We start from the raw sequence: 26,631 nt of genomic DNA, 5'->3' as shown, positions 1-26,631 counted from the left end.
CAATTCAAATCTGCAACAATTTGGTATCACTCTACTTTCCTTACGCTCCCGGTGCTTGGCCTGCTTCTTGCTGTCCTTGGCGTCATAGAAAGTCAAAGCCGAGGCGGGACGATTCATGGGCGCGGCGACGGAAACGTTTTACAGCGTGATCAGGCGACAAGGTATCACGCGTCGGAGCTTTCACAAATTTTGCAGCCTGACTGCGACGAGTCTCGGCCTCGGGCCCCTGGGGGCGAGCCGCATCGCGAACGCGCTCGAGACCAAGCCGCGCGTGCCGGTGATCTGGATGCACGGGCTCGAATGCACCTGCTGTTCCGAGAGCTTCATTCGTTCCGCGCACCCGCTGGTGAAGGATGCCGTGCTCTCGATGATCTCGCTCGACTATGACGGCACCATCATGGCGGCCGCAGGCCACCAGGCGGAGGCGATCCTCGAAGAGACCCGCGCCAAGCACAAAGGGCAATACATTCTCGCGGTGGAAGGCAATCCGCCGCTGAACGAAGGCGGCATGTTCTGCATCGACGGCGGCAAGCCGTTCGTCGAGAAGCTGAAGATGGTGGCGGAGGATGCGATGGCGATCATCGCCTGGGGCGCTTGCGCCTCGTGGGGCTGCGTGCAGGCGGCCAAGCCCAATCCGACGCAGGCGACGCCCATCGACAAGGTCATCGCCAACAAGCCGATCATCAAGGTGCCGGGATGCCCCCCGATCGCTGAAGTGATGACCGGCGCCATCACCTTCATCACCACTTTCGGCAAATTGCCCGAGCTCGATCGTCAGGGCCGGCCGAAGATGTTTTACTCGCAGCGTATCCACGACAAGTGCTACCGGCGGTCGCATTTCGACGCCGGCCAATTCGTCGAGGAGTGGGACGACGAGGCGGCGCGCAAGGGCTATTGTCTCTACAAGATGGGCTGCAAGGGCCCGACCACCTACAACGCCTGCTCGACCGTGCGCTGGAATGGCGGCGTCTCCTTCCCGATCCAGTCGGGCCATGGCTGCATCGGCTGCTCGGAAGACGGATTCTGGGACAAGGGTTCGTTCTACGACCGTCTCACCAACATCAAGCAGTTCGGCATCGAGAAGAACGCCGACCAGATCGGCATGGTGGCGGCCGGAGCCGTCGGTGCGGCAGTCGCCGCGCATGCAGCGGTGACCGCGGTGAAGCGGCTCGCCGGCAAGCGCGAAGACGCGCACCACACCAGCTAAGCGCCAAAGAGATCCAAGAGTAGCAAAATCATGGGTATCCAGACTCCCAACGGCTTCAATCGCGACAATTCCGGCAAGCGCATCGTCGTCGATCCGGTGACCCGTATCGAAGGTCACATGCGCGTCGAGGTCAATGTCGACGCCGATAACGTCATCCGAAACGCAGTCTCCAGCGGCACGATGTGGCGTGGGATCGAGGTGATCCTGAAGGATCGCGATCCCCGCGACGCCTGGGCGTTCACGGAACGGATCTGCGGCGTCTGCACCGGCACGCACGCGCTGACGTCGGTGCGCGCGGTCGAGAACGCGCTCGGGATCACCATTCCGGAGAACGCCAATTCGATCCGCAATCTGATGCAGCTTGCCTTGCAGGTGCACGACCACGTCGTTCACTTCTATCACCTGCACGCGCTGGATTGGGTCGATTTGGTCTGCGCGCTTTCGGCCGACCCGCGGGCAACCTCGACGCTCGCGCAGTCGATCTCGAGCTGGCCGTTGTCGTCGCCAGGTTACTTCAAGGACCTGCAAACCCGTCTCAAGAAGTTCTTCGAGTCGGGGCAGTTGGGGCCCTTCAAGAACGGCTATTGGGGCAGCAAGGCCTACAAGCTGCCGCCTGAGGCCAATCTGATGGCGGTCGCGCACTATCTGGAGGCGCTCGATTTCCAGAAGGAGATCGTCAAGATCCAAACCATCTTCGGCGGCAAGAATCCGCATCCGAACTGGCTCGTGGGCGGCGTGCCCTCTCCGATCAACGTCGACGGCACGGGCGCGGTCGGTGCCATCAACATCGAGCGCCTGAACCTGATCTCGTCGATCATCGATCGCCTGATCGAGTTCAACGAGCAGGTCTACCTGCCCGACGTGGCGGCGATCGGTTCGTTCTACAAGGACTGGCTCTACGGCGGCGGTCTTTCCGGCAAGAGCGTACTCTCTTATGGCGACGTGCCGGAACACGCCAACGACTACTCCTCCAAGAGCCTGAAGCTGCCGCGGGGCGCCATCATAAACGGCAATCTCTCGGAGGTGCTTCCCGTCGATCATGCCAACCCCGATGAGATCCAGGAGTTCGTGGTTCACTCCTGGTACAAATATCCCGACGAAACCAAGGGACTGCATCCCTGGGACGGCGTAACCGAGCCGAACTACGTGCTGGGGCCCAATGCGAAAGGCACCAAGACCGCGATCGAGCAGCTCGATGAGGGCGGAAAATATTCATGGATCAAGGCGCCGCGCTGGCGGGGTCACGCCATGGAGGTCGGCCCGCTGGCGCGTTGGGTGGTGGGCTATGCGCAGAACAAGGCCGAGTTCAAGGATCCTGTCGACAAGTTCCTGAAGGATATGGACCTTCCGCTATCGGCGCTGTTCTCGACGCTCGGTCGGACGGCGGCGCGCGCGCTGGAGTCGGTCTGGGCCGGACGACAAATGCGTTACTTCCAGGACAAGCTCGTCGCCAACATCAAGGCCGGCGACAGCTCGACCGCGAACGTCGACAAGTGGAAGCCGGAGAGCTGGCCGAAGGAGGCCAAGGGTTTTGACTTCACCGAGGCGCCGCGGGGCGCACTCGCGCACTGGATCAAGATCAAGGAAACCAAGATCGACAATTACCAGTGCGTGGTGCCGACCACCTGGAACGGCTCACCGCGCGATCCGCAAGGGAACATCGGTGCATTCGAGGCCTCGCTGATGAACACCCCGATGGTCAATCCCGAGCAGCCTTTGGAGATTCTGCGCACGATCCATTCCTTCGATCCGTGCCTGGCCTGCTCCACGCATGTCATGAGTCCGGACGGCCAGGAAATGGCCAGCGTCAAGGTCAGGTGAAGCAGGGGAAACGCCATGATGGATGTAGCTGCACGTCCGGCGGAAGCCGAGCCGGACCTCTCCGCGATAGCGGCCGATGCGGCCGGCGAACATGGGGTCTGCCGTCCCGCCGTCTATGTCTACGAAGCGCCGGTGCGGATCTGCCATTGGGTGAACGCGTTCTCGATCATCGTGCTGATGGTGACCGGTTATCTGATCGGAACGCCATTGCCGTCGGTCGAGGGGGAGGCCTCGGCGAACTTCGTGATGGGCTATATCCGCTTTGCCCATTTCGCGGCGGGGCAGGTGCTGGCGGTGTTCTTCCTTGCCCGCATTCTGTGGGCCTTCGTCGGAGATCACTATTCCCGGCAGATTTTCTATCTGCCGGTGCATCGCAAGCACTTCTGGAAGGAAGTGCTGCATGAAATCCGCTGGTATGCGTTCCTGGAGCGCGAGCCGAAGATGTATGTCGGCCACAACCCGCTGGCGCGGACCGCGATGTTCACGGGCTTCACGCTGTTCGTGGCGTTCATGATCGTTACCGGCTTTGCGCTCTATTCGGAAGGTGCGGGTATCGACAGTTGGCAGCACAAGCTGTTCGGCTGGGTGTTCGCGATTTGGCCGAACAGCCAGGACGTTCACACCTGGCATCATCTCGGCATGTGGGCGCTGGTCGTGTTCGTGATGGTGCACATCTACGCCGCGGTCCGTGAGGACATCATGTCGCGCCAGAGCATCGTCTCCTCGATGATCTCCGGCGAGCGGCAATTCCGCGACTGAGAAACTGGAATGATACCGATGCCGACATCTTCGCAAGCAAACCGCATCCTGGTGCTCGGCATCGGCAACATCCTGTGGGCCGACGAAGGCTTTGGCGTGCGCGCGGTGGAGAAATTCCACCGCCGCTACGCCGTGCCCGACAACGTCACCATTCTCGACGGCGGCACGCAGGGGCTCTACCTCGTGAACTACCTGGAGGATGCGGATCGTTTGATCGTGTTCGACGCGATCGACTATGGGCTCGAGCCCGGGCAGTTGAAGCTCGTTCGCGACGACGAGGTGCCGCGTTTCACCGGCGCCAAGAAGATGAGCTTGCACCAGACCGGCTTCCAGGAGGTCATCAGCGCGGCCGACCTGCTTGGCCGTTGTCCGCGACATCTCGTATTGATCGGCTGCCAGCCGCTCGACCTCGAGGATTGGGGTGGCCCGCTGACACAGCCGGTGCGCGATCAGATCGCGCCGGCGCTCGAGCTTGGTTGCGAGATCCTGGCCGAATGGGGCGTCGAGGTGATGCCGCGCACCGCGCCGTTGGCAGAATCGGAGCGGCTGCTCGCCAACGACATCGATCATCAGCATTACGAGATGAGGGGGCGGCCGGCCTGACCGGCTGCACCATCGGAGATCCGCCATGTGCCTCGGCTTGCCGATGACGATCGTTGAGACTGACGGGATATCGGCGCTGTGCGAGTTCCGAGGCGAGCAGCGGCGCGTTTCGATGCTGCTGCTCTCGGACCCGCCGGCCGGTGCCAGGGTGCTGGTCTTTATCGACACCGCGGTTCGGCTTCTGCATGAGGCCGAGGCGCGCCTGATCGGCGCCGCGATCGACGGTCTGTGCGCGGCGATCAATGGCGAGGATTGCGATCGCTTCTTCGCCGACCTCATTGACCGCGAGCCGCAACTGCCCGAGCATCTCCGGCTTGATTAGGGCGGCAGCCCGCTCCGCGAGAGCCCGCGTCCTCGCCGGAAGATAAATTTCTATCTGCTAGGTTCATTCATCCGATATGGAAATTAGCTTTCCGTCCTGGGATTGATGCATCTTCTGTCGTGGAAATATATGATTCAAATCAACTAGATAAATCAGGAAAGGTGATAACCGTCCTTGGCACGTACCTTGCTGATCCCTATTCCCAGCAGAATCATAAGCTTGTCAGGGGAGGTCTGATGAAATTGCAGCAGGGAAGGCAGGAACTGGCGCGGCGTGGCTTGCCGGAGGTGGATGCTGCGACGGTCGATCGTTTTCTGAATACGACCGACGAGGCCCGCGCCATCGCCGTGTTGCTGTCGGCAGGAGACCCCGCGCGTTTTCCGGAGGCGACCGACGTCGCGGTCGTGCTGCCGGAGCTGATCGAGGCATTCAAGGGGCGGTTGCGTGCCGCGATGATCGCCCGCGGTGCCGAGAGCGAACTCGGCCAGCGTTTTGGCGTACGCGTGCAGCCGACGCTGATCTTCGTCGCCAAGGGCGAGACACCCGGGCTGATCGCGAAGATCCAGGACTGGTCGATCTATGTCGACCGCATCACCAAGCTGATCGACCGTCCGCGCGGCACGCACGCCGTTGTCATGACAACCGTCGTTCCCCAATACCGCCAAGGTGTCGAACTGTGAAAGCGGGTTTCTGGACTGCGCCCGATGGCGCGGAGCAGCCGATCAACGTGTTTCCGATCGGCGATGAGAACCTGAACGCGACGAGCGGCAGTCTGACCGCGGCCGGTGCCTTGGTCAAGCTTGCCAAGCTCGACAGCGCGGAACTCGCCAGGATCTGCCCGAACGCCATCGAGCTGTTGTCGAAGGTGGCCGCAGCGATCGCGAGCCAGAAGGCCGACATGCCGACGCAACTGTTCCGGCTTGGCAATCTCAACGATCTCGAGCGCAAGCTGATCGCCGACGTGATGGGCGAGGGCGAAGTGGCCGCCGTCGTTGCGCTGCCCGATGGATCATTGGCGCAGATCCAGGAATCTGTGCTGGCCGGGATCTGGCGCGTGCGGCTCGACGCCAATCACGAATATCTCGAGGTCGGGCCGATCCCGGAGATCGTGAAGCGCGCGGCTGCCGATCTCACGGCTGCGGATTTCGAGATCGGGCAGGCCCCCGAAGGTGCCATGAACGTGCTGCCGGTGCTTGCGGAAATCCGCGAGCGGGCGCTCGCATGGCGGCCGGGCATCCGCTCGCAGATCATCAATTTCACGCTGCTGCCGATGAGCCTGGTCGACATGAGTTTTCTCCAGGACACGATCAAGAACGGGCCGATCCAACTGGCTTCTCGCGGCTATGGTAGCTGCCGGGTGCTCTCCACGGGCATCCGCAATGTCTGGTCGGTGCAGTTCTTCAACGCCATGGACGCCATCATCCTCGATACGCTGGAGGTCGGCGGCGTGCCGACGGTGGCGATTGCGGCTGACGAGGACTTCGAGGACTCGGCTGAGCGGCTTCAGGAGATCATCGAGGCCTATTTCAAATGAGCGGGTTCGAGAAGCGCCAGGACGTCGCCGATGTCACGCGGCTGGAATGCGGCATCTGCTGGACGGTCTATGACCCCACTGATGGCGACGGGGTGGCACAGATCGAGCCCCGCACTCCGTTCGCGGCGTTGCCGGAAGACTGGCGCTGCCCGAACTGCGACTCTCCAAAATCCAAGTTCATGGCGATCGAGTCATGACGGCTGATGCGCAAATTCCTGCCAGCGTTGCCGACGCCGACGCGTGGGGCGAGCTGTTGGCAGGAAGCTATCGGGAGATCGGCGAGCGCGCGATGCGCGATCTGCCGATCTACAACGACGCGCTCGGCGTCGAAGCGGTCGGTTTCCGCTGGTTCAACGGCACGATCATCGGCATCATGGTCACGCCCTGGTTCATGAACGTGGTGATGCCGGAGAGCGCGATCCGGCGGGATACGTCGGGCCCGAGCCTGCAAATGCGCTTCCCTGCGGGCGATATCGAATTCACTCTCAGCGAGGTCGGACAAATGGGCCTGATCGCGAGCTGCTCGCTGTTCTCGCCGATGTTCCAGTTCGTGGACATGGTCGCCGCGCGGGCGACGGCCGAAGCGACCCTCGCCGAGCTGATGCTGCCGGCCGACAGCGAGGAGGCGGTCCGTCGTCGCGAGCCCGCAACAAGCCCGATCGATCGGCGTAACTTCCTGCGCGGTGTTCTGACGGAGCGGTGCGGATGAGTCTGGCCTTCCGCAACGAGATCGACATCACGGTGTGGCTCGCCGGCGGCACGATTGCCGACGTCGCGATCCGGCCGCGCAGCCGGCCGCCGTTGACGCGCTTGTTCGCGGGAAAGCCGGCCTCGTCACTGCCGTCGGTGCTGTCGCGTCTGTTCTCCCTGTGCTCAATGGCGCATCAGGTAGCTTTCCTGTCCGCGGTCGAGGCGGCGCGGGGCGAGCATGCCAGTCTCGAGATCGAGCACGGTCGCGTCGTCGCTGTCGTCGCCGAACGCCTGACCGAATTGTTGCGCGGCCTGTTCGTTGGCCGTCTCACGCTTGACGGCCCCGGCGCCGCAGCCGTTCGTGCCATGATGGAGGCCACGGCCGTTCTGGGTGGCAGCATCGCCGAGCGCGGGGAGGCGGTCTCGCGCCGTGAGGCGGTGGCGAAGATCAGGGCATCGCTCGCCGCGCTCGGGATCGCGAGCGAGGAGCAAACCCCCGGGGCCGGCAGCGCGCTGGCGGTACATCTTGCGAATTTCGATGGGCATGCCTTGCTGCCGCCGGTGGTCGAAGAGTCATTCCTGTCGGCAGCCGACGATCTCGAAATCGTTATGCGGCTGCTTGCCGATGGCGCGATATTCTCCGATGCGCCTGATCTCCATGGCCGGATTCCGGAGACCGGCGTCTGGGCACGGCGGGTTGGGCGTGAGCCGATCCTGCCGCCGGGCGCGGGGCCCGCCGAGCGTCTGAAGGCGCGGATCGCGGAAGTGGCGCGGCTCTGCGCCTTCCTAGAGGCGGACGATGGGACAGTCGAGGACGCCGTCCTCCAGAGCTACCGGCTGGGGACCGGCAGAGGCGCGGGTGCCGTCGAATGCGCGCGGGGCCGGCTGTATCATGCCGTCGAGCTCGACGATGAAGACCGCATCGTCCGCTTCGAATTCTTGGCCCCGACGGAGTGGAATTTCCATGCCCGCGGGCCGTTGGTTCGCAGCCTCCAGGGATCCGTTCTCGCCGGGGGCCGGCAGGGGCTGCATGCGGTCCGCACGCTCGTCAGCTCGTTCGATCCGTGCGTCGGCTTCAGCCTCAGCTTCCGCGAGATCGGCCATGCATGAGATAGCGCTGTGCGAAGGAATCATCGAGATTATCCAGGAGGAGTCGCGCAAGCGCGCCTTCGCTAGGGTGAACGTCGTGTGCCTGGAGATCGGTGCGCTCAGCCATGTTGCGCCTGAGGCGATGAAGTTCTGCTTCGAGGCCGTCGCCGCGCCCACCATTGCGCAAGGGGCAAGGCTCGAGATCGTCGAGACGCCGGGGGCGGCCTGGTGCATGGCCTGCTCCAAAGGCGTCGAGATCAAGCAGCGCTATGAGCCATGTCCGTCCTGCGGCAGCTATCAATTGCAGGCGACCGGCGGCGAAGAGATGCGCGTGAGGGAGCTGGAGGTCGATTGATGTGCACGGTATGCGGTTGCAGTGATGCCAAAGCGTCCATCGAACACACCCATGATCATTCCCATGAGCACGATCATTCGCATCATCATGGGCACAGCCACGACCATCACCATCATCATGATCACGCGCCCGGTGATAGCGGGCTGGTCGATTGCAGCGCCAATCCGGCAGGCCAGCAGATCGCCGGCATGAGCAGCGACCGCATCATCCAGGTCGATCGCGACATTCTCTGCAAGAACAATCGGCTTGCCGCCGACAACCGCGCGCGCTTCCGAACCGACGACGTGCTCGTCTTCAACCTGGTCTCGAGCCCCGGCGCCGGAAAAACCTCGCTTCTGGTTCGTGCCGTGTCCGAGCTGAAGGACAGCTTTCCGATTGGCGTGATCGAAGGCGATCAACAGACCTCCAACGATGCCGAACGGATCCGCTCGACCGGCGTGCCGGCGATCCAAATCAATACCGGCAAGGGCTGCCATCTCGATGCCGCCATGGTCGGCGAAGCCTATAACCGCTTGCCCTGGCTTAACGGCGGCATCCTCTTCATCGAGAACGTCGGTAATCTCGTCTGTCCCGCGGCGTTCAATCTCGGCGAGGCCTGCAAGATCGTGGTGTTCTCGACCACGGAAGGCGAGGACAAGCCGCTGAAATATCCGGACATGTTCGCAGCCTCCTCTCTGATGCTGATCAACAAGATCGATCTTGCGCCCGTACTCGACTTCGATCTTGCAAGGACGATCGAATATGCGCGCCGGGTCAGTCCGAAGATTGAGGTTTCGACGGTGTCGGCGCGCTCCGGTGAGGGTTTTGCGGCATTCTATGCCTGGATTCGCAAGCGGATTGCACAGATGAAGCCGAGCGAGATGGCCGTGTCGGGATCAGCATGAGCGGCGAGGCCATGGCGCGAGACCGAACACGGCTGCGCCTGCAGGTGCGCGGCGCCGTGCAGGGCGTGGGCTTTCGTCCCTACATCTACGGCCTCGCCGCGCGCTATCGGCTCGGCGGCTTCGTTGCCAATGATCCCGGTGGCGTGGTGATCGAGGTCGAGGGCGACCGCGCCGCCGATTTTGTCGATGCGCTGCCGCTGGAAAAACCGCCACTGGCTCGGATAGACGAGATTTCCGTGCAACCGGTCGGCATCACCGAAAGCGACGAGTTCCACATCCGCGTCAGTGAGCAGGGCAAGGTCTCGACCCGGATCGCCGCCGATGCCGCGACCTGTCCGCAGTGTCTGAGCGAGCTGTTTGATCCGGCGAGCCGCTTCCATCTCTATCCTTTCGTCAATTGCACCCATTGCGGCCCGCGCTACACCATCGCCGAGCGGCTGCCCTATGACCGCCGTACCACCGCGATGAGACGCTTCGCGATGTGCACGGCCTGCGCAGCAGACTATGCCGATCCGGCGAGCCGTCGCTTCCACGCCGAAGCAATTGCCTGCCCGCGCTGTGGGCCAAGGATCAGTCATGATACCAAGCAGATCGCCACTGCGATCGCTGATGGAAGGATCGTCGCGATCAAGGGGCTCGGCGGATATCAATTGCTGTGCAATGCCCGTGAAGATGCGGCTGTGTGGCGTCTGCGGCGCCGGAAGCATCGCAATCAGAAGCCGTTCGCCGTGATGGTCGGTTCGACGGATGTGGTCGGCGAGATCGCTGAAATCGATGGGGTCGGGCTCGCGCTGCTGGAATCCTCGCCGCGGCCCATCGTGCTGATGAGATCCCGCGATATGCTCCCGCCCGCGATTGCGCCGGAGCTGTCGCGGATCGGCGTCATGCTGCCCGTCGCGCCGCTGCATCATCTTGTGCTGAAGGCGCTCAATTCGGCGCATCCGCGAGCGGACGGCGCAAGTTGGGCGATCGTGGCAACCAGCGCCAATCCTGGCGGCGAGCCGCTGGTGGTCGTCAATGACGAGGCCAAACGGCGGCTTGCCGGCATCGCCGACCTGATCGTCACGCATGACCGCGACATCGTCACCCGCGCGGACGACTCTGTCGTGTCGGTGGTCGCGGGCCGAGCGCAGTTCATCCGCCGCGCCCGCGGCTATATTCCCGAGCCGATTAGACTCGCGAAGTCCGTCCCGTCGGTGCTTGCGGTCGGCGGCGCGCTGAAGTCGACGGTCACCGTCATCCGCGGCAACGAAGCCTTCGTCTCCCAGCACATCGGCGATCTCGACACCGCGGAAGGCATTCGCTTTTTCGAGGAGACGGTGGATCACCTGCTCTCGACGCTGGACATCGAGCCGGTTGTCATCGCCCATGACCTGCATCCGAACATGGCCTCGACCCGTTTCGCCGAAGCCAGCGGGAGGCGGCTGATCGCGGTCCAGCATCACCATGCCCATGCGGCATCCGTGATGGCGGAACATGGCGTCGCAGGGCCAGCGTTGGCGCTGGTGCTCGACGGCTTCGGCTATGGCAGCGACGGTGGCAATTGGGGCGGCGAGTTGCTCTCGTGCGATGGTGCACGCTTCCGGCGGCTCGGACATCTGGCGCCGATGAAGATGCCCGGTGGCGATCGCGCGACGCGCGAGCCGTGGCGCATGGCCGCGAGCGTGCTGCACGCCTTGCGGCGCGGCGACGCGATTGCGAAGCGCTTTGCGATGCAGCCGCAGGCTGCGCGTCTCTGCGCTATGCTCGACCAGCCCGGCGTGGCGACGACGACCAGCGCCGGCCGGCTGTTTGACGCGGCGGCGGCGCTGCTTGGTCTCTGTCCGGTGCAGAGTTACGAGGGCGAAGCCGCAATGAAGCTGGAAGCGCGTGTCCGCACACCGCGCCTCGCGGAGGACGGCTGGACGATCGAGAATGGCGTGCTGTCTCTTTTCCCCTTGCTCGAGCGCCTTGCGGTCGATCCGGTCGATGGGGCCGACCTCTTCCATGGCACCTTCGCCGCCGCCTGCATCGACTGGATCGCGCGCGCGGCACTGGAGACCAGCGTAACGACCGTCATCCTGAGCGGTGGCTGCTTCCTCAACGCGATCCTCGCAAGCGAGATCCGGCGCGGCTGCGTCGCCGCCGGGCTCTCGCCGTTGCTGCCTCGCCAGGTGCCGTCCAATGACGGCGGCCTTAGCCTCGGGCAGGCCTGGGTCGCCGCGCTCCAACTCCTCGAACAGCAAGGCCCGGAAGGAAACGCCTGATGTGTCTCGCGATACCTGCTGAGGTCACAAAGCTCCTGCCCGACGACATGGCCGTCGTCTCGATCGATGGCGTCAGCAAGGAGATCTCGGTGGCGCTGATCGAAAACCTCGCCGTCGGCGACTACGTGATCATCCATGTGGGCTACGCCCTGACCAAGATCGATCCGGAGGAGGCGCAGCGGACGCTGGGGCTGTTGCGTGAAATCGGCGCCGAAAGCCGGGAGGCCGCGCAATGAAATATGCCGACGAGTTTCGCGACAAGGAGATCGCGCTGGGATTGGCGAAGGCGATTCGCTCGGAGGCCGATCCGGAAAAATCCTATCGTTTCATGGAATTTTGCGGCGGCCACACGCATGCAATCTCCCGCTACGGGCTGGAGGACATGCTGCCGAAGAACGTGCGGATGATCCACGGCCCCGGCTGCCCTGTCTGCGTCTTGCCAGCGGGACGCATCGACATGGCGATCCGGCTCGCCGAGCGGCCGGACGTGATCCTTTGCGTCTACGGCGACCTGATGCGGGTGCCGGGCTCGCAGGGTGGCTCGCTGCTGAAGGCGAAGGCGCGCGGCGGCGACGTCCGTATGGTTTATTCCACGATTGATGCAATCCGTGTTGCGGAAGAAATTCCCGGCCGCGCGGTCGTGTTCTTCGCCATCGGCTTCGAGACCACGACGCCGCCGACCGCCGTGATGATCCGGCTCGCTGAGAAGAAGCAGCTCAAGAACTTCAGCGTGTTCTGCAATCATGTGCTGACGCCGCCGGCGATGCAGAACATCCTGGAAAGCCCCGATATCCGCAATATCGGCCGCGTCGAGATCGACGGCTTCGTCGGGCCGGGCCATGTCTCGACCATCATCGGCACCGAGCCTTACGAGTTCTTTGCCGAAGAATTCGGCAAGCCGGTGGTGATCGCGGGCTTCGAGCCGCTCGACATGATGCAGGCGATCCTGATGCTGGTGCGGCAGGTCAACGAGCACCGGCATGAGGTGGAGAACCAGTATAGCCGCGCAGTGACCCGTGACGGCAATCTGCGCGCCAAGGAGGAGGTCTCCGACATCTTCGAGCTGCGCGATCAGTTCGAGTGGCGCGGTCTCGGCCTAGTGCCTTATAGCGGGCTCAAGCTGAAGCGGGCGTACGCCAAATACGACGCCGAGGTCCGCTTCGACATGAACGAGCTTCGCGTTGCCGACAGTCCGGCCTGTGAATGCGGCGCCATCCTGCGCGGCGTGAAGAAGCCGGTCGACTGCAAGCTGTTCGGCACGGTGTGCACGCCGGAGACGCCGATGGGGTCCTGCATGGTCTCGTCCGAGGGTGCATGTGCGGCACACTGGACTTACGGCCGCTTCCGCGATCATCAGCAACGGCGCGCGTCATGAAAGCCCATCAGCGCAAGCTCGACATAAGGAACGGCTGCGTCGACCTGTCCCACGGATCCGGTGGCCGCGCGATGTTGCAACTGATCTCGGGCCTGTTCCACGAGGCCTTCGGCAATGAATGGCTGGCGTGCGGCAACGACCAGTCTGCGTTCGATGTCGGCGCCGGGCGCATGGTGATGACGACCGACGGCTATGTGGTCTCGCCGCTGTTCTTTCCGGGCGGCAATATCGGCTCGCTCGCCGTGCATGGCACGGTCAACGACATCGCCATGGCCGGCGCGCGGCCCCTCTATCTCTCAGCGAGCTTTATCATCGAGGAAGGTTTTCGTTTCTCCGACCTGAAGATGATTGCGGATTCCATGGGCGAGGCTGCGCGAGCCGCGGGCGTCTACATCATCACCGGTGACACGAAGGTCGTCGAGCGCGGCAAGGCCGACGGCCTGTTCATCTCGACAGCCGGGGTCGGTGTCGTGCCTGCCGGGCTCGACCTCTCTGCTGGGAATGCCCGCGTCGGCGATCGTGTCCTGATCTCTGGAACGCTCGGGGACCATGGCGTCGCCATCATGTCCAAACGCCAGAACCTCGCTTTTGAGACCTAGATCGTCTCTGATTCCGCGTCGTTGCATGATTTCGTGGCGAGCATGCTGGCGGCCGGCGGCAAGGGCATCCGTTTGATGCGCGATCCCACCCGCGGTGGGCTCGCCGCGACGCTGAACGAGATCGCCCAGCAGTCCGGCCTCGGCTTCCGACTTCAGGAGGCGGCGATCCCGGTGAAGCCAGGTGTTGCTGCGGCCTGCGAACTGCTCGGGCTCGATCCGCTCTACGTCGCCAACGAAGGCAAGCTCGCAGCGATCGTGGCGCCCGAGGTTGCAGCAGCCGTGCTTGCGGCGATGCGGGTGCATCCGTTCGGCCGTGATGCCGCCGAGATCGGCGAGGCCGTGGCAGACGACCACCATTTCGTGCAGATGGCGACGAGCTTTGGCGGCGGAAGGATCGTCGACTGGCTGTCGGGCGAACAATTACCTCGGATCTGTTGAGGCTCAGGATGCGCATTCTGCTTTTGTCGCATTCCTTGAACAACCTGACGCAGCGGCTGCATGTCGAACTCTGCGAGCGTAACCATGAGATCTCGGTCGAGCTCGATATCCATCCCGACGTGACCCGCGAAGTGTTGCGCTGTATCCGCCGACCTCGTTATCGCGCCGTTCTTGAAAAGGCCGATCCCGGACGATGTCTGGCTGGCGTGCGTTGCCTCATCGTGCACCCCGGCCCGCCAGGTGACCGCGGTCCTGCGGCTCTCGACCGGGCCATTCTCGAGGGCGTCGCGGAGTGGGGTGTCACGGTGCTGCAGGCGGATGGCGAGTTCGACGCCGGTCCGATCTGGGTCTTGTCGGCTCGAGCGATTGCGCTGGCTTTCTTCCCTAACCACGGACACGCTGCAGACCGCGTTCAAAGCGTCATTCCGCTGCGATGATTTCAAACAATAATCGCCGTTGGCAATCTCGCCCATCTTGCCTCTGTCTCATCGAATGCAGGCGGGGGCTCCCAAGGCGGGATTCGATCTGCTCCGCATGCTTTTCTGACGAAGGCAGGCGCTTCGGCTTCGCCAAAGCAGCCTTCAAGTTTACATCTCACCGACCTCATAGCCAGGGGATATCGGATCTCGCCAGTTAAAAAGACTGGCGCACCCTGCGCCAGGCGATGCAGCTATACGCGCCCTACTGGCTCGATCTGTTGATTTGCGCCGAGAATGCGGGTCAGAGCGCAGGATTTCACAGTTAAGACCCTGTTTGTTGCATCAATTAAGATTCAGGTATCGTTAGGTTCAGCAGTCACGGCGAAGCACTCAAATTGAATGTTCCGGTCGCCAAGGAGGGCGCACTCAGACTCTTGCGCCAATCGTGCGCCGAGAGGCTTGGCATTGTCGTCCCGTAGGTCAGTGCTGCGGTGAAGAAGATGCAGGAGGCGCCCACGTAACGCCGACAGGAGGCGAGAATGCACGATAGCTCTTATCGTTCCCAGCACGGTTCAGTAAAGTTCTGCGCAATGTGCGGTCGAAGGTTTGGGCTCGTACGCTACTACAGCTGGCGAACGGCACTTTGCTCCAAGAAATGCGTCGACCGGTTCAGGGAGCGGCGGGAAGCCGACCATAAATGGCTTCGTCGGTTGCGGACGGCTTGAGACTGGCGAGATCAGTCCACAAATCGATGATATGCAGTCGGCCGTAGGTTCCCTCGCAATCCAGAAGATCGGCGGGATCATAAGCCGGGTCTCGGAAATCTCATGGCGATCCCGTCTGCAGTTGAGAGCAGGGGGTAGCCAGCCACGCAAAGGCATTTCCCGAAACGTGCAGCAGGAGCGTAAGGCGGCAATGGCATGCATTGCCGACGTCAAACGCGGCGCAACGGACGCCTGTTCGGCTTTAATCCAGCTGCTTGTCTTGGCACAGAGGCAGTCCAACGACAGCGGCGACTGAAGACCCGAGTCGAGAAGTTCCTGATGATGGTTCGCGTACCCTAAAGCTGCCTAGTAGGCGCTTCCACCGTCCTGAAGGAAGATCAACGGGCAGCACAATCCGAAATGAAGGAATCAAATGGATACAGCTGAGACTTCGTCCGAAGTTGCGGGGGCAAACATCATCTCTGTTCCTTTCGAGGAGAGAAACCAGATCTCAGAGACCAGGAGACACTGTCAAACATTGCGACGGAGCATCGAGAGTTTGCGCGAATGTCTCAGGACCATTGAGAGCATGACTGGGAGCGTTGATGACCGGCGCGTGCGCGAGAACCTTCAATGCCAAATAAACTCGTTGAATGAACTGCTGCTGCTGAGGCTTAGTCAATTATCGACGATCGATCACGCGTTGCAGCAAACGCTTCGCTCTATCGGGTTGCGGAGCCCGTAGATCGAAACGGGTCCTCGCGTTCAATGCGAGGGCCTGTTTAGGGCCAGGACCTCCGCGAAGGCTGCTTGAGCGCAACTCGAGGAATTGATTTGCACGATCAACCCAACCCCTGACGAGCCTTGCGCTCAGTGCTCTTGAGCAGTTCAGTGGAAGTCATCATAGACGCTCGAGCCGAACCGGCATACGCTGCGCGGCAAGCTGATCATTAGCCTGCCGTTTTGCATGCGCTGAATAAATGTGCAGCATCACTGCTTCCATGCCTCTAACTTCAATACCCGTCTGGCCCGGCGTCCAATCCGCGATTCTGTGCTGAATCATCCACTTTTTGACCTTACTCAATTTTACCCAACCTGAGTTCGAAAAGCCGGTTACGACGGAAGAATGACCGCTAGCGTTCCCGCCACTGCGGCCTTTCGGATGAGGAGGGCGCGTGGTTTACGGGCCAAAGAGCCCATCGGAGGGGATCATGCCAAGGAAGCTCGCCGCTGGTTGCGGCCATTCTGCCGATTTTGTCAGAAAAGCTCTTATATGCTGCACGCTTTTGGCCGCGTCGGCCATGACGTCTACCCACGCCAAGGCGGACGACATCAACTGGCGGCAGTTCGAAGGTGCATCGATCGTCTGGGCCTACGACATTCATCCGTACGCCGACGCGGTCGCAGCCCAGCTGCCTGAGTTCGAGAAGCTCACCGGCATCAAGGTGACGCCGGAGCTTTATCCGGACGACGCATATTGGAATAAGCTGACGATCCAACTCAGCACGAAGTCACCAAGCTGGGACGTCGTGGGCACGGGGATTCAGCCCGCTTGGGATCTCGCGCCGGGCCAGTTGCTTGAGCCGCTCGATCGATATCTGAACGATCCAAAACTCACCGCTGCAGGCTATGATTACAAGGACTTCTTCCCTGCGCTGCGGGATGCCCTGACCTGGAAAGTCAAGGAGGGCCAGATCGAGCCCGGAAGCGGGCAGGTTTGGGCGATCCCGCATGGTTTTGAGAACATCCAGCTGTTCTACCGTAAGGACATCCTCGACAAGTACGGCCTCAAGGTTCCGACGACCCCGCCAGAGATGTCCGCGGCGTGCGAAAAGCTGAAGGCTGCGGACGGCGCGATTACGCCGTTGGGCGTGCGCGGCGTCCGCTTTTGGAGCAGCATCCACACCGCCGCCATCTCGATTGCCAAATCCTACGGCGTACATGATTTCCTCATCAAGGATGGCAAGCTCGAGACAGGTCTGGAGTCGCCAGAGTCGATCGCGTTCCACAAGGACTATGTCGACATGATCAGGAAATGTGCGGCTCCGTCCTTTGCCAACGACAACTGGTACCAAGTGGTCGATGGTATCAACTCAGGACGAACCGCGATGGCGATCGATTCCAACATGTTCGGGTTCTGGAACGACGTGGCCGGCAAGCCAGCCTCGGGGAAGATCGCCTTCGCACCCTCCTTGCGTGCTCCGAACAGCAAGAACTTCGAATCCAACATCTGGATCTGGTCGCTTGCGATGAACGCTTCTTCCCAGAAGAAGGGTGCGGCCTGGCTGTTCATCCAATGGGCAACGTCAAAGCAGGTCGAGCTGAATGGTGCCGTTGCCGGCAAGCTCGTCAACCCTCCGCGCGCCTCCACCTGGGCCGACAAGGCTTGGCTCGAATATGCTGCCAAGCCTGAATTCAACAACTTCGTCGACACGTTCAAGAGCGTGCAGGAGAGGGCTGCATTGGCCTTTACGCCCCGAGTAGGCTTTGCCGAAGCAATGAATGCTTGGGCGGTTGCCATGCAGAAGATGGTCAATGGAGCCGATGTAAAGACAACCTTGGCTGACCTCGCATCAGAGATCCGTTCCTCTATGTGAAGCATAAGCAAGGGGCGGCAGTCGTAATTGCCGCCTCTTCACATGTTAAAGGTCAATGAGATGGACCTTCGAGGATCCGACGTGATCGCGACACTGCAGTCTTCGACCAGCCAACTTGCCCCATCAAAACATGAGGCGGCAAGGGGTCTTGAGGAGGCGCGTCTCGACTGGTGGAGCATTGCTGCGATCGCTCCTGCTATCATCATATTGCTCGGATTTCTTTTCCTGTTCTTCTATGGCGTGTTTCAATCGTTGACTGACCTCAAGTTTGGGCGGCCGCTGGTCCGCTTCATCGGCCTCGACAATTACGCAGCCCTGATCAAGACAGCCGATTTCTGGAACAGCGTCCGCGCGACCGTTGTTTACGCCGGATCGGCGGTATTTGTGCAAGCCGCGCTCGGTCTCGCACTTGCCAAGCTGTTCGCCACGGAAGTCTTCCTTGCGCGCCTGATGAGGCCCGTCATTCTCCTGCCTCTCGTCCTACCCCCAATGAGCGTCGCGCTCATGTGGACGACGATGATGGACCCGCAAAGCGGGATCATGAACTATCTGCTGTCCCTTGCCGGCATCAGCCGTTTTGCTTGGATTTCAGACCCTGCGACCGCAATGTTCTCGCTCGTCCTGATCGACGTTTGGACCTATACGCCGTTCTTCGCGTTGATCATTTTTGCCGGCCTGCAGGGTATAAATGATGAGATCAGGGAGGCGGCGCGCGTCAATGGCGCGAAGGGATGGGCAATCTTCCTGCACATCGAGCTGCCGCTTATCGCTCCCTACATTCTGATCGCCGCGGTGTTTCGGTTGATCGAATCCCTCAATCAATTCGACATCATCTTCGGCACAACGCAAGGAGGGCCCGGCAACAGTACCGCCGTGCTTTCAGTGCGCGCCTACATTACAGCGTTCCAGAATCTCGCCTTCGGGCGTGGGGCCGCAGTTATGGTGGTCAATTGGATGATCGTGCTGGTCGGGACGTTCGCCATGGTTAAGCTGTGGCGCTTCGTTCGGCAGCGCGTCAGCTGAAAAGGCAACACATGCGCTTCAGACGTTCGACTGCCACCAATCTGGTCCTGAACCTGCTCGTCGGACTGTGCGCATTGATCCTGGCCTTTCCACTTGTCTGGATCGTGACGATGTCGTTGAAGCAGCAGGCCGAGATCATGGCCTGGCCGCCGAGTTTCGTGTTCTCGCCGACATTGGACAACTTTCGTGTCTTGTTCGATGTGGCGAAGGCGGGGGCGACCAGCTACGGAACCATCAAAGTCGATTTCCTGACACCGATCACGAACAGTGTCGTGATAGCGCTCGGCTCCGTTCTCGTCTCCTTAGCTGTGGGAGTTCCTGCGGCGTACGTTCTGGCGAGGCGGGATATACCTTTCAAGGAAGATATCGCCTTCTTCATTCTTGGATTTCGCTTTGCCCCGGTGTTTCTGGTCGTCATCCCGCTCTTCAGCGTTTTCCAGACGGTCGGACTGTATGACACCTATCTCGGCATGATCTGGGTCTATCAGGTCGTCACACTGCCGATGATGGTTTGGCTGAGCCGCTCCTACATTGAAGACATCCCAAAGGATATCGAGGAGGCAGCCGCGATGGATGGCGCGAGACCTTTCCGGGTCATGTTGCATATCGTGCTGCCGCTCTTGAAGCCCGGCCTGATCGGTGCCTCGTTGCTCATCTTTCTGCTTGCCTGGCACAACTTCGCGCTCGGTCTCATCCTCAGCTCGACCAAGGCGCCGGTGACGGTGGCTCTTCTCAAGCTGCTCAACCCCGGCGTGCAGTTCTACCCTGTCATGGCCGCAGGGTTGGTCCTGACAATGATCATTCCCGTCATTTTGATCGTTATCGGCCAGCGTCACCTCGAACGTGGCCTCACCTTCGGTGCCGTAAAATGAGTGTCAGGCCATTGATGTTCTTTGGAACGACAAATATCGATCTCTGCTTCAGTGTCGAGCGACTGCCAACGCCGGGTGAAAGCCTGATGGGCACATTGACCCGCAACCCTGGAGGGAAGGCCGCCAATCAGGCCGTTGCCGCTGCCCGGCTCGGGCTCAAGCCACACTTCTACACGCGTCTTGGCGATGACGAAGCCGGGCACTCCCTGTTGCAGTCGCTGCGCGAGGCAGGTGTTCGCGCGGATGCCATCAAGATCTGTGCGGGCGAGATCTCTGGTTCGGCCATGGTTATGGTCGGTGACGACGGCTCCAATATGATTGTCATCGACCCTGGCGCCAATCTGAACGTGACGCCAGATATGATCGAGGGCGCGGCGCAATTCATAGAGCCCGATGCGATCGTGGTCGCCGAAATGGGCATGCCGATCGGAGCGCTCAATCGGCTCTTCGAAATGAAATGCGAGAAGGAATTTAAGCTCATCTTCAACCCGGCGCCGGTGCGGCCGGGGCTTTCATCGGCGGCCTGGCGAAGTGTTGATTTCGTGACGCCGAACCAGGCCGAAGCTTTCGAGCTGACGGGGATCGAGGTGTACGACTTCAACAGCGCCGCGCACGCAGCCATGAGGCTTGTTGATCTCGGGCCGAGTGCCGCGCTGATCACCCTGGGTGCACAAGGCGTATACTATGCCGATGCGGAAACGTCTTTTGCGCTTCGGGCCTTTCCCGTCAAGGTGATTGATACCACGGCCGCGGGAGATGCTTTCAACGGAGCGTTCGCCGCATCACTCGCCCAGCGGCTGCCGTTAAGGGAAGCAGTGAGGAAGGCGCTGGCCGTGGCCTCGCTTTGTGTGACACGGCGCGGCGCTCAAAGCTCCATGCCGAGCGCGGAGGCGGTTGACGAGTTTCTGAAGTCACAAACGATCTTGGAGTTGGAATGACTGAACAGTTCTCAGTTTTAGGTAGAACGGTGCTCGTGACCGGAGCCGGCGGCGGCATCGGGTCTGCCATTGTGAATGCATTTAGGGCAGGAGGGGCGAACGTCCTTGCCACTGACACCAACCTTGCAAACCTCAGAGACACTTTGGCAAGCTTGCGCTATGGCAACGGCGTCCTGCCCATGGCAATGGATGTCACTCGCGAGGAGGACGTCGCCCGGGTCCTCGATGAGATTGCCAAGAACTTTGGCCGGCTCGATGTGCTGGTCAACAATGCCGGCATCAAGTCTGCCCAGCCGCTCCTAAAAGGCAGTGCCGCGACGATCGAGCGCACCATCCAGATCAACTCGGTTGCTGTTCTGCGATGCTCGAAATTAGCGATCGAGCGCTTCATGCAAGCCAGGGGAGGCCGCATCGTCAACGTCGGTTCCTCACTGTCCTCACAGGGGGCAGTCTTCAACTACCAGGCCGGTGGCGCCGACTATTGCTTGTCGAAGGCAATCGTTCACGACGTTACCAAACTGCTTGCCTATGAATGCGCGCCCCTCAACATCAATGTGAACGCAATCGCGCCCGGAATCATCGATACGCCGATGCATGGACGTCCGCGTGAGGAGACCGAAGCTCGCCACAGCGGCCGGATTCCCTTGGGGCGGGTCGGGGTGCCGGAGGATATCGCAGGTCTTGCCGTCTTTCTGGCAAGTCCTGCAGCTTCCTATATGACCGGGCAGATCGTTCACGTGAATGGCGGGATGCTGATGAATGGCTAACACGGGCTTTCGCATCAACTGGCCGCCAATAGAAGGCATCATTTCGGATCTGGATGGCGTGGTCTATCGCGGGAGTGCTGCGATTGCCGATGCTATCCAGGTATTTGGACGATGGCAGGCGGCGGGACTGCCGTTCTGCTTCGTGACAAACAATTCAACGCACACGCCAGAGGACGTCGTCCGCAAACTGGAGGCGTTTGGCCTTGCCATCGCGCCGACAAACGTTGTTACGAGTGCTGTCACCGCCGCCGAACTCCTCCGCGCGAAATACCAGGACCTTGCGCGTGTATTTGTCATCGGCGCGCCATCCCTCGTGAAGGCTATCGCCGACATCGGGCTCGAGGTCACCGATCGGAAACCTGATGCCGTCGTCATGGGGCTGGACCGTCAGATCACGCATGAAAAGATGCGGATTGCGGTGGAAGCGATTTTGGACGGAGCGGTGTTCATCGGTACCAACCCCGATCTCCTCTTGCCGACCGCAGGAGGTTTCGAGCCCGGAGCTGGCGCGACGATCATGGCCGTGGCTGCTGCCACGAAAGTTGAGCCCCTGATCGTTGGTAAGCCCGAGCCGCACATGATTGAGACGGCACTTGCGCGCCTGGGCACCGCTCGCAGTGCCACATTGCTGATTGGCGACCAGATTCCGACGGATATTCAGGCCGGGAGCCGTGCAGGGTTGCTGACCGTGCTGGTGACCACCGGCGTTCCGCCCCGAGAGGATTCATCACTGATGCCGCCCGATTTCGTCGTATCCAGTCTGGCGGAGATCGAGGTGGCGCCGGCGCTGGTTGGAAGCTCGCGACAGAGGAGAGCGTGATGGCCGATGTTCGTTTGGAAGGCGTGAGTAAAGCGTTCGGGACCATCCAGATCCTGCGGAACATCGACCTGACCATCGATCATGGCGAATTCGCCGTCTTCGTTGGACCATCGGGCTCGGGCAAGTCGACGCTGCTACGAATGATCGGAGGGTTGGAGCGCATCAGCGGTGGTCGGCTCTTGATCGACAATGAGGTCGTCAACAATGTTGACGCGGCCGACCGTAACCTCGGCATGGTATTTCAGAGCTACGCTCTCTATCCGCACATGACGGTGCGAGAGAACCTCGCCTTTCCCCTAAGGATGGCCAAGGCTGCGAGGGCCGAGATTGATACCAAAGTCGTTGAGACGGCATCGCTGTTGCAGATCAATCATCTGTTAGATCGTAAACCTCGACAACTTTCAGGGGGACAGCGCCAGCGGGTGGCCATTGGGCGCGCGATTGTACGCGAACCCAAGGTGTTCCTGTTCGATGAGCCGCTGTCGAACCTTGACACGGAATTGCGGGTGCAGATGCGGGTCCAGATTGCCAAGCTGCACAGGCAGCTTGGAAACACCATGATCTATGTGACGCACGACCAGGTCGAGGCCATGACGATGGCCGACAAGATTGTCGTGCTCAAGGACGGCAATATTGAGCAAGTCGGAAGCCCGCATGATCTTTATCACAATCCTGCGTCCCGATTTGTGGCGGGATTCATTGGCTCGCCCAAGATGAATTTTCTCAACGGCCACATCGAGGCTGCACACGAGGCGGGCCTGGACGTCAAACTGGACGCGGGGACGACGGTCTCCGTGCCCGTCCAGCCGGATCAATTGCTCGTCGGCAAGCCGATCACGCTCGGAATTCGGCCTGATGATTTCTCTCCGTCTTCGGCGGTGAGGAAGGAGATCGCAATCGAACTCGACGTCGATTTTGTCGAGCATCTTGGCAGCGTCACATACATCTACGGCAACGCTGGAAATGAAACAGTGGTTGCAAAGGCGTCAAAGGCCGAGCCCCCCAGGGGGCTTGGCAAGGTTCGTCTTGCAGCCTCGCCTGTGGACTGCCATCTCTTCATGGCGAACGGAAAGGCGCTGCGACGGTTGCACGCGCCCGCAAATTGGGGCTAGTTATTGGACCTGCCGTGCAAAAAGCGGGGCCGGTATGCACACGCGGGCGGACCAGGTAAGGGGCGGCGGGATCAGGCAGTTCTTCCGGAACTCGCGTTCGTTTGTGCTGGGAGCGGGAATCGGATCGGGCATGACCGCAAGAGCGGCCGAACGCGCGGGCGCAGATTTCGTGCTCGCGCTTAATGCTGGTCGTTTTCGGGCGATGGGCGGATCGTCACCAGCCTCGATTCTTCCAATACGCAATTGCAATGAATTCGTGGCCGGCTTCGGCAGGACCGAGATCCTGCCTAGCACGAAATTGCCGGTGTTTTTTGGAGCCTGCACCTTCGATCCGCAGCTCGATATCGACCGGTGGCTTGAGCGCATCATCAGATGGGGCTTTTCGGGGGTCACCAACTTCCCATCTGTCATCCATATCGATGACTACAGGAGGTCACTGCTTGAGAAATGCGGCCTTGGCTACGAGCGGGAAATCGAGCTCTTGGTGAAGGCGGCAAAACGCGGCCTGATGACGATCGCCTATACGCGCACCCAATCCGAGGCAAGGCGCATGGTCGAAGCGGGCACTGAGGCCATCTGCATCAACTTCAATCTCAACCGGAGCATCGAAACCGGATCTGCCCCATCGATCAGCCTCGCGGAGCTTGCCGCGCGTGCCAGCGCCGTTGCGCGTGTGGCTCAATCGATTGACAGAAACGCTATCTGCCTGCTTGGCGGCGGGCCAATAACCAAGCCTGACGAACTCTTGGAGATCTGTCGCGAAACGGGTGTCCAGGGCTTTATCGGCGGCTCTTCGCTCGACCGTGTCCCACTGGAAATGTCAGTCCTCGAGGTGACGTCGGGGTTCAAGACCATTCACTTGTTGCGGGAGAAGGTCGATCTCCTGGAGCGCCAGCTTCAGTTAAGTGGGTTCAGACATGGGGTGATCGCACAGTCCTCAGTCATGAAGCGCACCCTGGAGACCGCAAGACGCCTTGGTGCTAGTCCCAACCCTGTGCTCGTTTGGGGCGAGGCGGGATCAGGGAAGCGGAGAATAGCAAGTCTCGTTCATTCCTTTAGCGACCGGAAGCACGTGAACGCGGCGCTGTTTCATTGTCGTCGGGGCCTCGCGATCGATATGATCGGTGCGCTGTTCGGCGCCGAGGCCGATGAGAACAGGAGACGCCAACTGTCGCTCCTGGAAGGCGCAAGCGATTCTGCGCTCTTGCTGACGCATGTCGATCAGCTGTCGCGAGATGGGCAAGAGCGTCTTGCCGACTATCTCGAGACAGGTACTTTCACGCCGCTGAACGGCGCATCCCTTGTAAGGTCAAACGCCCGGATCATCGCAACCGTAACGGTGGCTCGCGGAGCAAGCTTGGAAAGTGTTCTATGTCCCCGCCTTCTTGCCTTCTTTGCTGGGCTCGACATAGAACTACCCGCTTTGCCAAACCGGCTGGAGGACCTTCCGCAGCTCATTCAACATTTCACGGTGGAGGCGAAGGGAGTTTCGAACGCGCAAACGCTCGGGATAGAAAATTCTGCATTCCTGGCGCTCGCCGGCCATTATTGGCCGGGTAACTTGAGAGAATTACGCCAGATCGTCAACCAGCTGGTAATGCTGCCAGGTACCCACATTACAGCTGATGTCCTAAAGCCCCTTTTGAACGCGTCGTCACGCGCTAAGCCCATAAGTGCACTTTCCGAACGCGAGTGGATCATCGACGGTTTGAAACGCAACAGGCTTCACCGCGGAAAGACCGCCCGCTCGCTGGGGCTTTCAAGAAAAACCCTCTACAACAAGATCAAGAAGCTGCGGATATTGGAATAGGCTACTGCTCCTCACGTCCTTCCGGTCCTCACGTCTTTCGTCCCTGAGGCTTCGAACCGGTGCCCTCCAGGAGCGTGTACTTCGGCAACGACGATGCCTGGTCCTTAAAGCTTACCAGCTCCATCTCATCGCCAATTGCGTGGTTGAGAGCTTCTTCCGGCAAATGGATGATACCGAAAAGATGCGAGCCAAGTCGCCGCTCTGCCGCTGTGATCTGGGAATCATCACCGGCGGTGAACAAGGTCTTAAATCCGAGGCTCGCAAACCATTCCATCCGTCGAAGTTCGAGCTCCTGTCCGGTATCAACCGGCCTGCCTGCCGTCGACCGGTCAATGAGGGACGCAGGTGGGAAGTTTATGACCCCCGTGATCCCGGCAGCTTTCAACAAATCGGCAAGATCCTCCCAGCACGAGAAGGGATCGATCATGACGAGCCCCGCATAGACATCAGCGGATGCTTCTTTGTGGAGACTGCGCAGGTCTCGCGAAAGGCAGTCGTTCCAGTCAATGACAGGCAAGGTTGCCATGACGAGTTTGGAGCCTTCTGGAAGGCTGCGCAAAGAGGGCGCATAGATTTCCATGCAGGCGCCCTTGGCTGTACCCGAAAGGTGCGAAACAAGCTTGCCGATCGCTGTCGCCTTCACCGTTTCTACTCAATCTTACCCGTTTGAACGTTTCACTGATCTTATACGTGATTTCAGCCCCTCTACACTACTGTTGTTGGCAATTCGGGAAGGGTGAAGTCCTTTTCAACGAACACGTGTCAATGCCGAAATATTTGGCAGGCTAGTTCCGAAGAGAACCGAAGCCCGACGGGACAACGTGGCGCCGAACGTTTAGCCGACTTCTTACCGAATGCGACGGGATCCGCTGGCAGACCGGTCGTCTGCTTTCTCCCTAGAACTTGAGCCGCTGTTGGAGAGATCCAGCAGCGGCATTTTTTAGCCGTTCGGCAGTGTCATCGGATCGGCGCGGTCACAATGTACCAGGATCTTTTCGCCTTCAAGGCCGTCAAGGACGTCGAAGCCATCGCAAGCCGCGCGGCGAATCATCCCGCCGGATCGCGACGTGATGCGGCAACTGATCGAACTTGCGGACGAGTGGTTTCGTGTGATCCTCATGTTTGCGGCGTCATCCGCGTGTAGGCAGGTGAGCGTTACGTCGCGGTTCCCTTGCGTTGGCGGCATATCATGTCGAGCGCCGGGAAGTCCTCGCGCCGAAACTCGCGTTGCTACGTTCTGCATAAAGAAGACATCCCCAAGTCCCCGCCGGGGCTCGCGGACCATCTCGCGGCGATGCGTGCTGCGGGGCCTTGCAAGGCTGGCGGCAGAGCGCGCGCTTTCCTCAGGAGTCATGCCACGGTCGACAACGCGCGCGTTCGCGCCATGATCGACATCGCGAGTGGCGACGCGGTCGAGCCCGGCGTGAAGGAGCCGATCTGCCGTTGCTCCTAGATTTTCCCGCACCCAAGCTGCGCTCCTACCTGAGAGACTGTTATAGCGAAAAAAAGCCCTCAACGCGCTAGGCTTCGCCAACAGCCCCTTGAAATACGTCTATGTCGTCTGGATCTTGATCCGCTTACATAAATTCGAGGAGGACTGCTGGCGCGCCAATCAAGGCGACTTTCGAACGGCGCAAGTCCGAGTGC

At 60.8% G+C, this 26,631-nt stretch carries 26 protein-coding genes and 1 pseudogene; 25 read left to right on the top strand and 2 right to left on the bottom strand.

Features of this window, described 5'->3' with window-relative positions; genetic code table 11:
- The first annotated feature begins 115 nt into the window (after positions 1–115).
- The 17 genes and pseudogenes from IVA87_RS23440 to IVA87_RS23360 all read left to right on the top strand — a co-directional run bounded on the left by IVA87_RS23440 (position 116) and on the right by IVA87_RS23360 (position 14,359).
- Complete coding sequence (locus IVA87_RS23440) at positions 116–1,207, top strand: hydrogenase small subunit (RefSeq protein ID WP_247300988.1); 1,092 nt, start codon at positions 116–118, stop codon at positions 1,205–1,207.
- A gap of 30 nt (positions 1,208–1,237) precedes the next feature.
- Positions 1,238–3,028, top strand: coding sequence for a nickel-dependent hydrogenase large subunit (locus IVA87_RS23435; RefSeq protein ID WP_247335161.1), 1,791 nt, complete (start codon positions 1,238–1,240; stop codon positions 3,026–3,028).
- 15 nt (positions 3,029–3,043) lie between these two features.
- Entirely contained in the window at positions 3,044–3,787 is a 744-nt protein-coding gene (cybH, locus tag IVA87_RS23430; protein WP_247335159.1) for a Ni/Fe-hydrogenase, b-type cytochrome subunit, read from the top strand.
- A gap of 18 nt (positions 3,788–3,805) precedes the next feature.
- Entirely contained in the window at positions 3,806–4,390 is a 585-nt protein-coding gene (locus IVA87_RS23425; RefSeq protein ID WP_247335157.1) for a HyaD/HybD family hydrogenase maturation endopeptidase, read from the top strand.
- 25 nt (positions 4,391–4,415) lie between these two features.
- Positions 4,416–4,712, top strand: coding sequence for a HypC/HybG/HupF family hydrogenase formation chaperone (locus IVA87_RS23420; protein ID WP_247300994.1), 297 nt, complete (start codon positions 4,416–4,418; stop codon positions 4,710–4,712).
- 236 nt (positions 4,713–4,948) lie between these two features.
- A complete protein-coding gene (locus tag IVA87_RS23415; protein ID WP_247335155.1) occupies positions 4,949–5,392 on the top strand; it encodes a hydrogenase accessory protein in 444 nt (147 codons plus the stop codon).
- A complete protein-coding gene (locus IVA87_RS23410) occupies positions 5,389–6,246 on the top strand; it encodes a hydrogenase expression/formation protein (protein WP_247335152.1) in 858 nt (285 codons plus the stop codon). The genes IVA87_RS23415 and IVA87_RS23410 overlap by 4 nt, the downstream gene beginning before the upstream one ends.
- Positions 6,243–6,443, top strand: a complete 201-nt coding sequence (locus tag IVA87_RS23405) for a rubredoxin (protein ID WP_247335150.1) — start codon at positions 6,243–6,245, stop codon at positions 6,441–6,443. The genes IVA87_RS23410 and IVA87_RS23405 overlap by 4 nt, the downstream gene beginning before the upstream one ends.
- Complete coding sequence (hybE, locus tag IVA87_RS23400) at positions 6,440–6,955, top strand: [NiFe]-hydrogenase assembly chaperone HybE (RefSeq protein ID WP_247335147.1); 516 nt, start codon at positions 6,440–6,442, stop codon at positions 6,953–6,955. Before IVA87_RS23405 ends, hybE begins: the two co-directional genes overlap by 4 nt.
- Positions 6,952–8,046 carry a nickel-dependent hydrogenase large subunit gene (locus IVA87_RS23395; RefSeq protein WP_247335145.1) on the top strand — a complete coding sequence of 365 codons (1,095 nt, stop codon included), beginning with the start codon at positions 6,952–6,954 and terminating at the stop codon, positions 8,044–8,046. The genes hybE and IVA87_RS23395 overlap by 4 nt, the downstream gene beginning before the upstream one ends.
- Positions 8,039–8,380, top strand: coding sequence for a hydrogenase maturation nickel metallochaperone HypA (hypA, locus tag IVA87_RS23390; protein WP_247277971.1), 342 nt, complete (start codon positions 8,039–8,041; stop codon positions 8,378–8,380). Before IVA87_RS23395 ends, hypA begins: the two co-directional genes overlap by 8 nt.
- Positions 8,380–9,264 (top strand): hydrogenase nickel incorporation protein HypB, encoded by an 885-nt coding sequence (gene hypB / locus IVA87_RS23385; RefSeq protein WP_247335142.1) that lies wholly within the window; start codon positions 8,380–8,382, stop codon positions 9,262–9,264. Before hypA ends, hypB begins: the two co-directional genes overlap by 1 nt.
- Positions 9,261–11,510 carry a carbamoyltransferase HypF gene (hypF, locus tag IVA87_RS23380; RefSeq protein WP_247335139.1) on the top strand — a complete coding sequence of 750 codons (2,250 nt, stop codon included), beginning with the start codon at positions 9,261–9,263 and terminating at the stop codon, positions 11,508–11,510. Before hypB ends, hypF begins: the two co-directional genes overlap by 4 nt.
- Positions 11,510–11,746, top strand: coding sequence for a HypC/HybG/HupF family hydrogenase formation chaperone (locus IVA87_RS23375; RefSeq protein ID WP_247301001.1), 237 nt, complete (start codon positions 11,510–11,512; stop codon positions 11,744–11,746). The genes hypF and IVA87_RS23375 overlap by 1 nt, the downstream gene beginning before the upstream one ends.
- Positions 11,743–12,885 (top strand): hydrogenase formation protein HypD, encoded by a 1,143-nt coding sequence (gene hypD, locus IVA87_RS23370; RefSeq protein WP_247335136.1) that lies wholly within the window; start codon positions 11,743–11,745, stop codon positions 12,883–12,885. The genes IVA87_RS23375 and hypD overlap by 4 nt, the downstream gene beginning before the upstream one ends.
- Positions 12,882–13,922 (top strand): annotated as a pseudogene (hypE, locus tag IVA87_RS23365) (hydrogenase expression/formation protein HypE). The gene hypD and the pseudogene hypE overlap by 4 nt, the downstream one beginning before the upstream one ends.
- 35 nt (positions 13,923–13,957) lie before the next feature.
- The gene (locus tag IVA87_RS23360; RefSeq protein WP_247335135.1) at positions 13,958–14,359 is read left to right on the top strand and encodes a formyltransferase family protein; all 402 of its coding nucleotides are present in this window, start codon (positions 13,958–13,960) and stop codon (positions 14,357–14,359) included.
- Between the two features lie 1,587 nt (positions 14,360–15,946).
- On the opposite strand, the gene IVA87_RS23355 is transcribed toward IVA87_RS23360, so the two are convergent.
- The gene (locus tag IVA87_RS23355; RefSeq protein WP_247335134.1) at positions 15,947–16,129 is read right to left on the bottom strand and encodes a hypothetical protein; all 183 of its coding nucleotides are present in this window, start codon (positions 16,127–16,129) and stop codon (positions 15,947–15,949) included.
- A gap of 127 nt (positions 16,130–16,256) precedes the next feature.
- Here IVA87_RS23355 and IVA87_RS23350 point away from each other — a divergent pair, with 127 nt between their 5' ends.
- The 8 genes from IVA87_RS23350 to IVA87_RS23315 all read left to right on the top strand — a co-directional run bounded on the left by IVA87_RS23350 (position 16,257) and on the right by IVA87_RS23315 (position 24,984).
- A complete protein-coding gene (locus IVA87_RS23350) occupies positions 16,257–17,642 on the top strand; it encodes a sugar ABC transporter substrate-binding protein (RefSeq protein ID WP_247335133.1) in 1,386 nt (461 codons plus the stop codon).
- Positions 17,643–17,723: 81 nt separating this feature from the next.
- Complete coding sequence (locus IVA87_RS23345) at positions 17,724–18,665, top strand: sugar ABC transporter permease (protein ID WP_247277962.1); 942 nt, start codon at positions 17,724–17,726, stop codon at positions 18,663–18,665.
- 11 nt (positions 18,666–18,676) lie between these two features.
- Positions 18,677–19,537: a carbohydrate ABC transporter permease gene (locus IVA87_RS23340; protein WP_247335132.1), complete on the top strand. Its 861-nt coding sequence runs from the start codon at positions 18,677–18,679 to the stop codon at positions 19,535–19,537.
- On the top strand, positions 19,534–20,475 hold the full coding sequence (locus IVA87_RS23335) for a ribokinase (RefSeq protein ID WP_247335130.1): 942 nt from the start codon (positions 19,534–19,536) through the stop codon (positions 20,473–20,475). The genes IVA87_RS23340 and IVA87_RS23335 overlap by 4 nt, the downstream gene beginning before the upstream one ends.
- A complete protein-coding gene (locus tag IVA87_RS23330; protein ID WP_247301011.1) occupies positions 20,472–21,242 on the top strand; it encodes an SDR family oxidoreductase in 771 nt (256 codons plus the stop codon). Before IVA87_RS23335 ends, IVA87_RS23330 begins: the two co-directional genes overlap by 4 nt.
- The gene (locus IVA87_RS23325) at positions 21,235–22,062 is read left to right on the top strand and encodes an HAD-IIA family hydrolase (protein ID WP_247277958.1); all 828 of its coding nucleotides are present in this window, start codon (positions 21,235–21,237) and stop codon (positions 22,060–22,062) included. The genes IVA87_RS23330 and IVA87_RS23325 overlap by 8 nt, the downstream gene beginning before the upstream one ends.
- Entirely contained in the window at positions 22,062–23,174 is a 1,113-nt protein-coding gene (gene ugpC, locus IVA87_RS23320) for a sn-glycerol-3-phosphate ABC transporter ATP-binding protein UgpC (protein ID WP_247277957.1), read from the top strand. The genes IVA87_RS23325 and ugpC overlap by 1 nt, the downstream gene beginning before the upstream one ends.
- 34 nt (positions 23,175–23,208) lie before the next feature.
- Positions 23,209–24,984 carry a phosphoenolpyruvate hydrolase family protein gene (locus tag IVA87_RS23315; RefSeq protein ID WP_256466498.1) on the top strand — a complete coding sequence of 592 codons (1,776 nt, stop codon included), beginning with the start codon at positions 23,209–23,211 and terminating at the stop codon, positions 24,982–24,984.
- 28 nt (positions 24,985–25,012) lie between these two features.
- On the opposite strand, the gene IVA87_RS23310 is transcribed toward IVA87_RS23315, so the two are convergent.
- Positions 25,013–25,627 (bottom strand): hypothetical protein, encoded by a 615-nt coding sequence (locus tag IVA87_RS23310; protein ID WP_247277955.1) that lies wholly within the window; start codon positions 25,625–25,627, stop codon positions 25,013–25,015.
- Positions 25,628–26,631 lie beyond the last annotated feature (1,004 nt).

Origin of the sequence: Bradyrhizobium sp. 147, assembly GCF_023073935.1 — a bacterium.
Taxonomy (GTDB): Bacteria; Pseudomonadota; Alphaproteobacteria; order Rhizobiales; family Xanthobacteraceae; genus Bradyrhizobium.
This window is presented reverse-complemented; position numbering and strand designations above follow the sequence as displayed.

Bases quoted from the DNA above. Each gene is read 5' to 3' on its own strand.
- IVA87_RS23395 (WP_247335145.1), top strand. From the start codon at position 6,952: ATGAGTCTGGCCTTCCGCAACGAGATCGACATCACGGTGTGGCTCGCC.
- hypA (WP_247277971.1), top strand. From the start codon at position 8,039: ATGCATGAGATAGCGCTGTGCGAAGGAATCATCGAGATTATCCAGGAG.
- IVA87_RS23335 (WP_247335130.1), top strand. From the start codon at position 19,534: ATGAGTGTCAGGCCATTGATGTTCTTTGGAACGACAAATATCGATCTC.
- IVA87_RS23340 (WP_247335132.1), top strand. From the start codon at position 18,677: ATGCGCTTCAGACGTTCGACTGCCACCAATCTGGTCCTGAACCTGCTC.
- hypF (WP_247335139.1), top strand. From the start codon at position 9,261: ATGAGCGGCGAGGCCATGGCGCGAGACCGAACACGGCTGCGCCTGCAG.
- IVA87_RS23350 (WP_247335133.1), top strand. From the start codon at position 16,257: ATGCCAAGGAAGCTCGCCGCTGGTTGCGGCCATTCTGCCGATTTTGTC.
- IVA87_RS23435 (WP_247335161.1), top strand. From the start codon at position 1,238: ATGGGTATCCAGACTCCCAACGGCTTCAATCGCGACAATTCCGGCAAG.
- IVA87_RS23405 (WP_247335150.1), top strand. From the start codon at position 6,243: ATGAGCGGGTTCGAGAAGCGCCAGGACGTCGCCGATGTCACGCGGCTG.
- IVA87_RS23425 (WP_247335157.1), top strand. From the start codon at position 3,806: ATGCCGACATCTTCGCAAGCAAACCGCATCCTGGTGCTCGGCATCGGC.
- hypD (WP_247335136.1), top strand. From the start codon at position 11,743: ATGAAATATGCCGACGAGTTTCGCGACAAGGAGATCGCGCTGGGATTG.
- IVA87_RS23415 (WP_247335155.1), top strand. From the start codon at position 4,949: ATGAAATTGCAGCAGGGAAGGCAGGAACTGGCGCGGCGTGGCTTGCCG.
- IVA87_RS23325 (WP_247277958.1), top strand. From the start codon at position 21,235: ATGGCTAACACGGGCTTTCGCATCAACTGGCCGCCAATAGAAGGCATC.
- IVA87_RS23330 (WP_247301011.1), top strand. From the start codon at position 20,472: ATGACTGAACAGTTCTCAGTTTTAGGTAGAACGGTGCTCGTGACCGGA.
- IVA87_RS23375 (WP_247301001.1), top strand. From the start codon at position 11,510: ATGTGTCTCGCGATACCTGCTGAGGTCACAAAGCTCCTGCCCGACGAC.
- IVA87_RS23420 (WP_247300994.1), top strand. From the start codon at position 4,416: ATGTGCCTCGGCTTGCCGATGACGATCGTTGAGACTGACGGGATATCG.
- hybE (WP_247335147.1), top strand. From the start codon at position 6,440: ATGACGGCTGATGCGCAAATTCCTGCCAGCGTTGCCGACGCCGACGCG.
- ugpC (WP_247277957.1), top strand. From the start codon at position 22,062: ATGGCCGATGTTCGTTTGGAAGGCGTGAGTAAAGCGTTCGGGACCATC.
- IVA87_RS23315 (WP_256466498.1), top strand. From the start codon at position 23,209: ATGCACACGCGGGCGGACCAGGTAAGGGGCGGCGGGATCAGGCAGTTC.
- IVA87_RS23440 (WP_247300988.1), top strand. From the start codon at position 116: ATGGGCGCGGCGACGGAAACGTTTTACAGCGTGATCAGGCGACAAGGT.
- hypB (WP_247335142.1), top strand. From the start codon at position 8,380: ATGTGCACGGTATGCGGTTGCAGTGATGCCAAAGCGTCCATCGAACAC.
- cybH (WP_247335159.1), top strand. From the start codon at position 3,044: ATGATGGATGTAGCTGCACGTCCGGCGGAAGCCGAGCCGGACCTCTCC.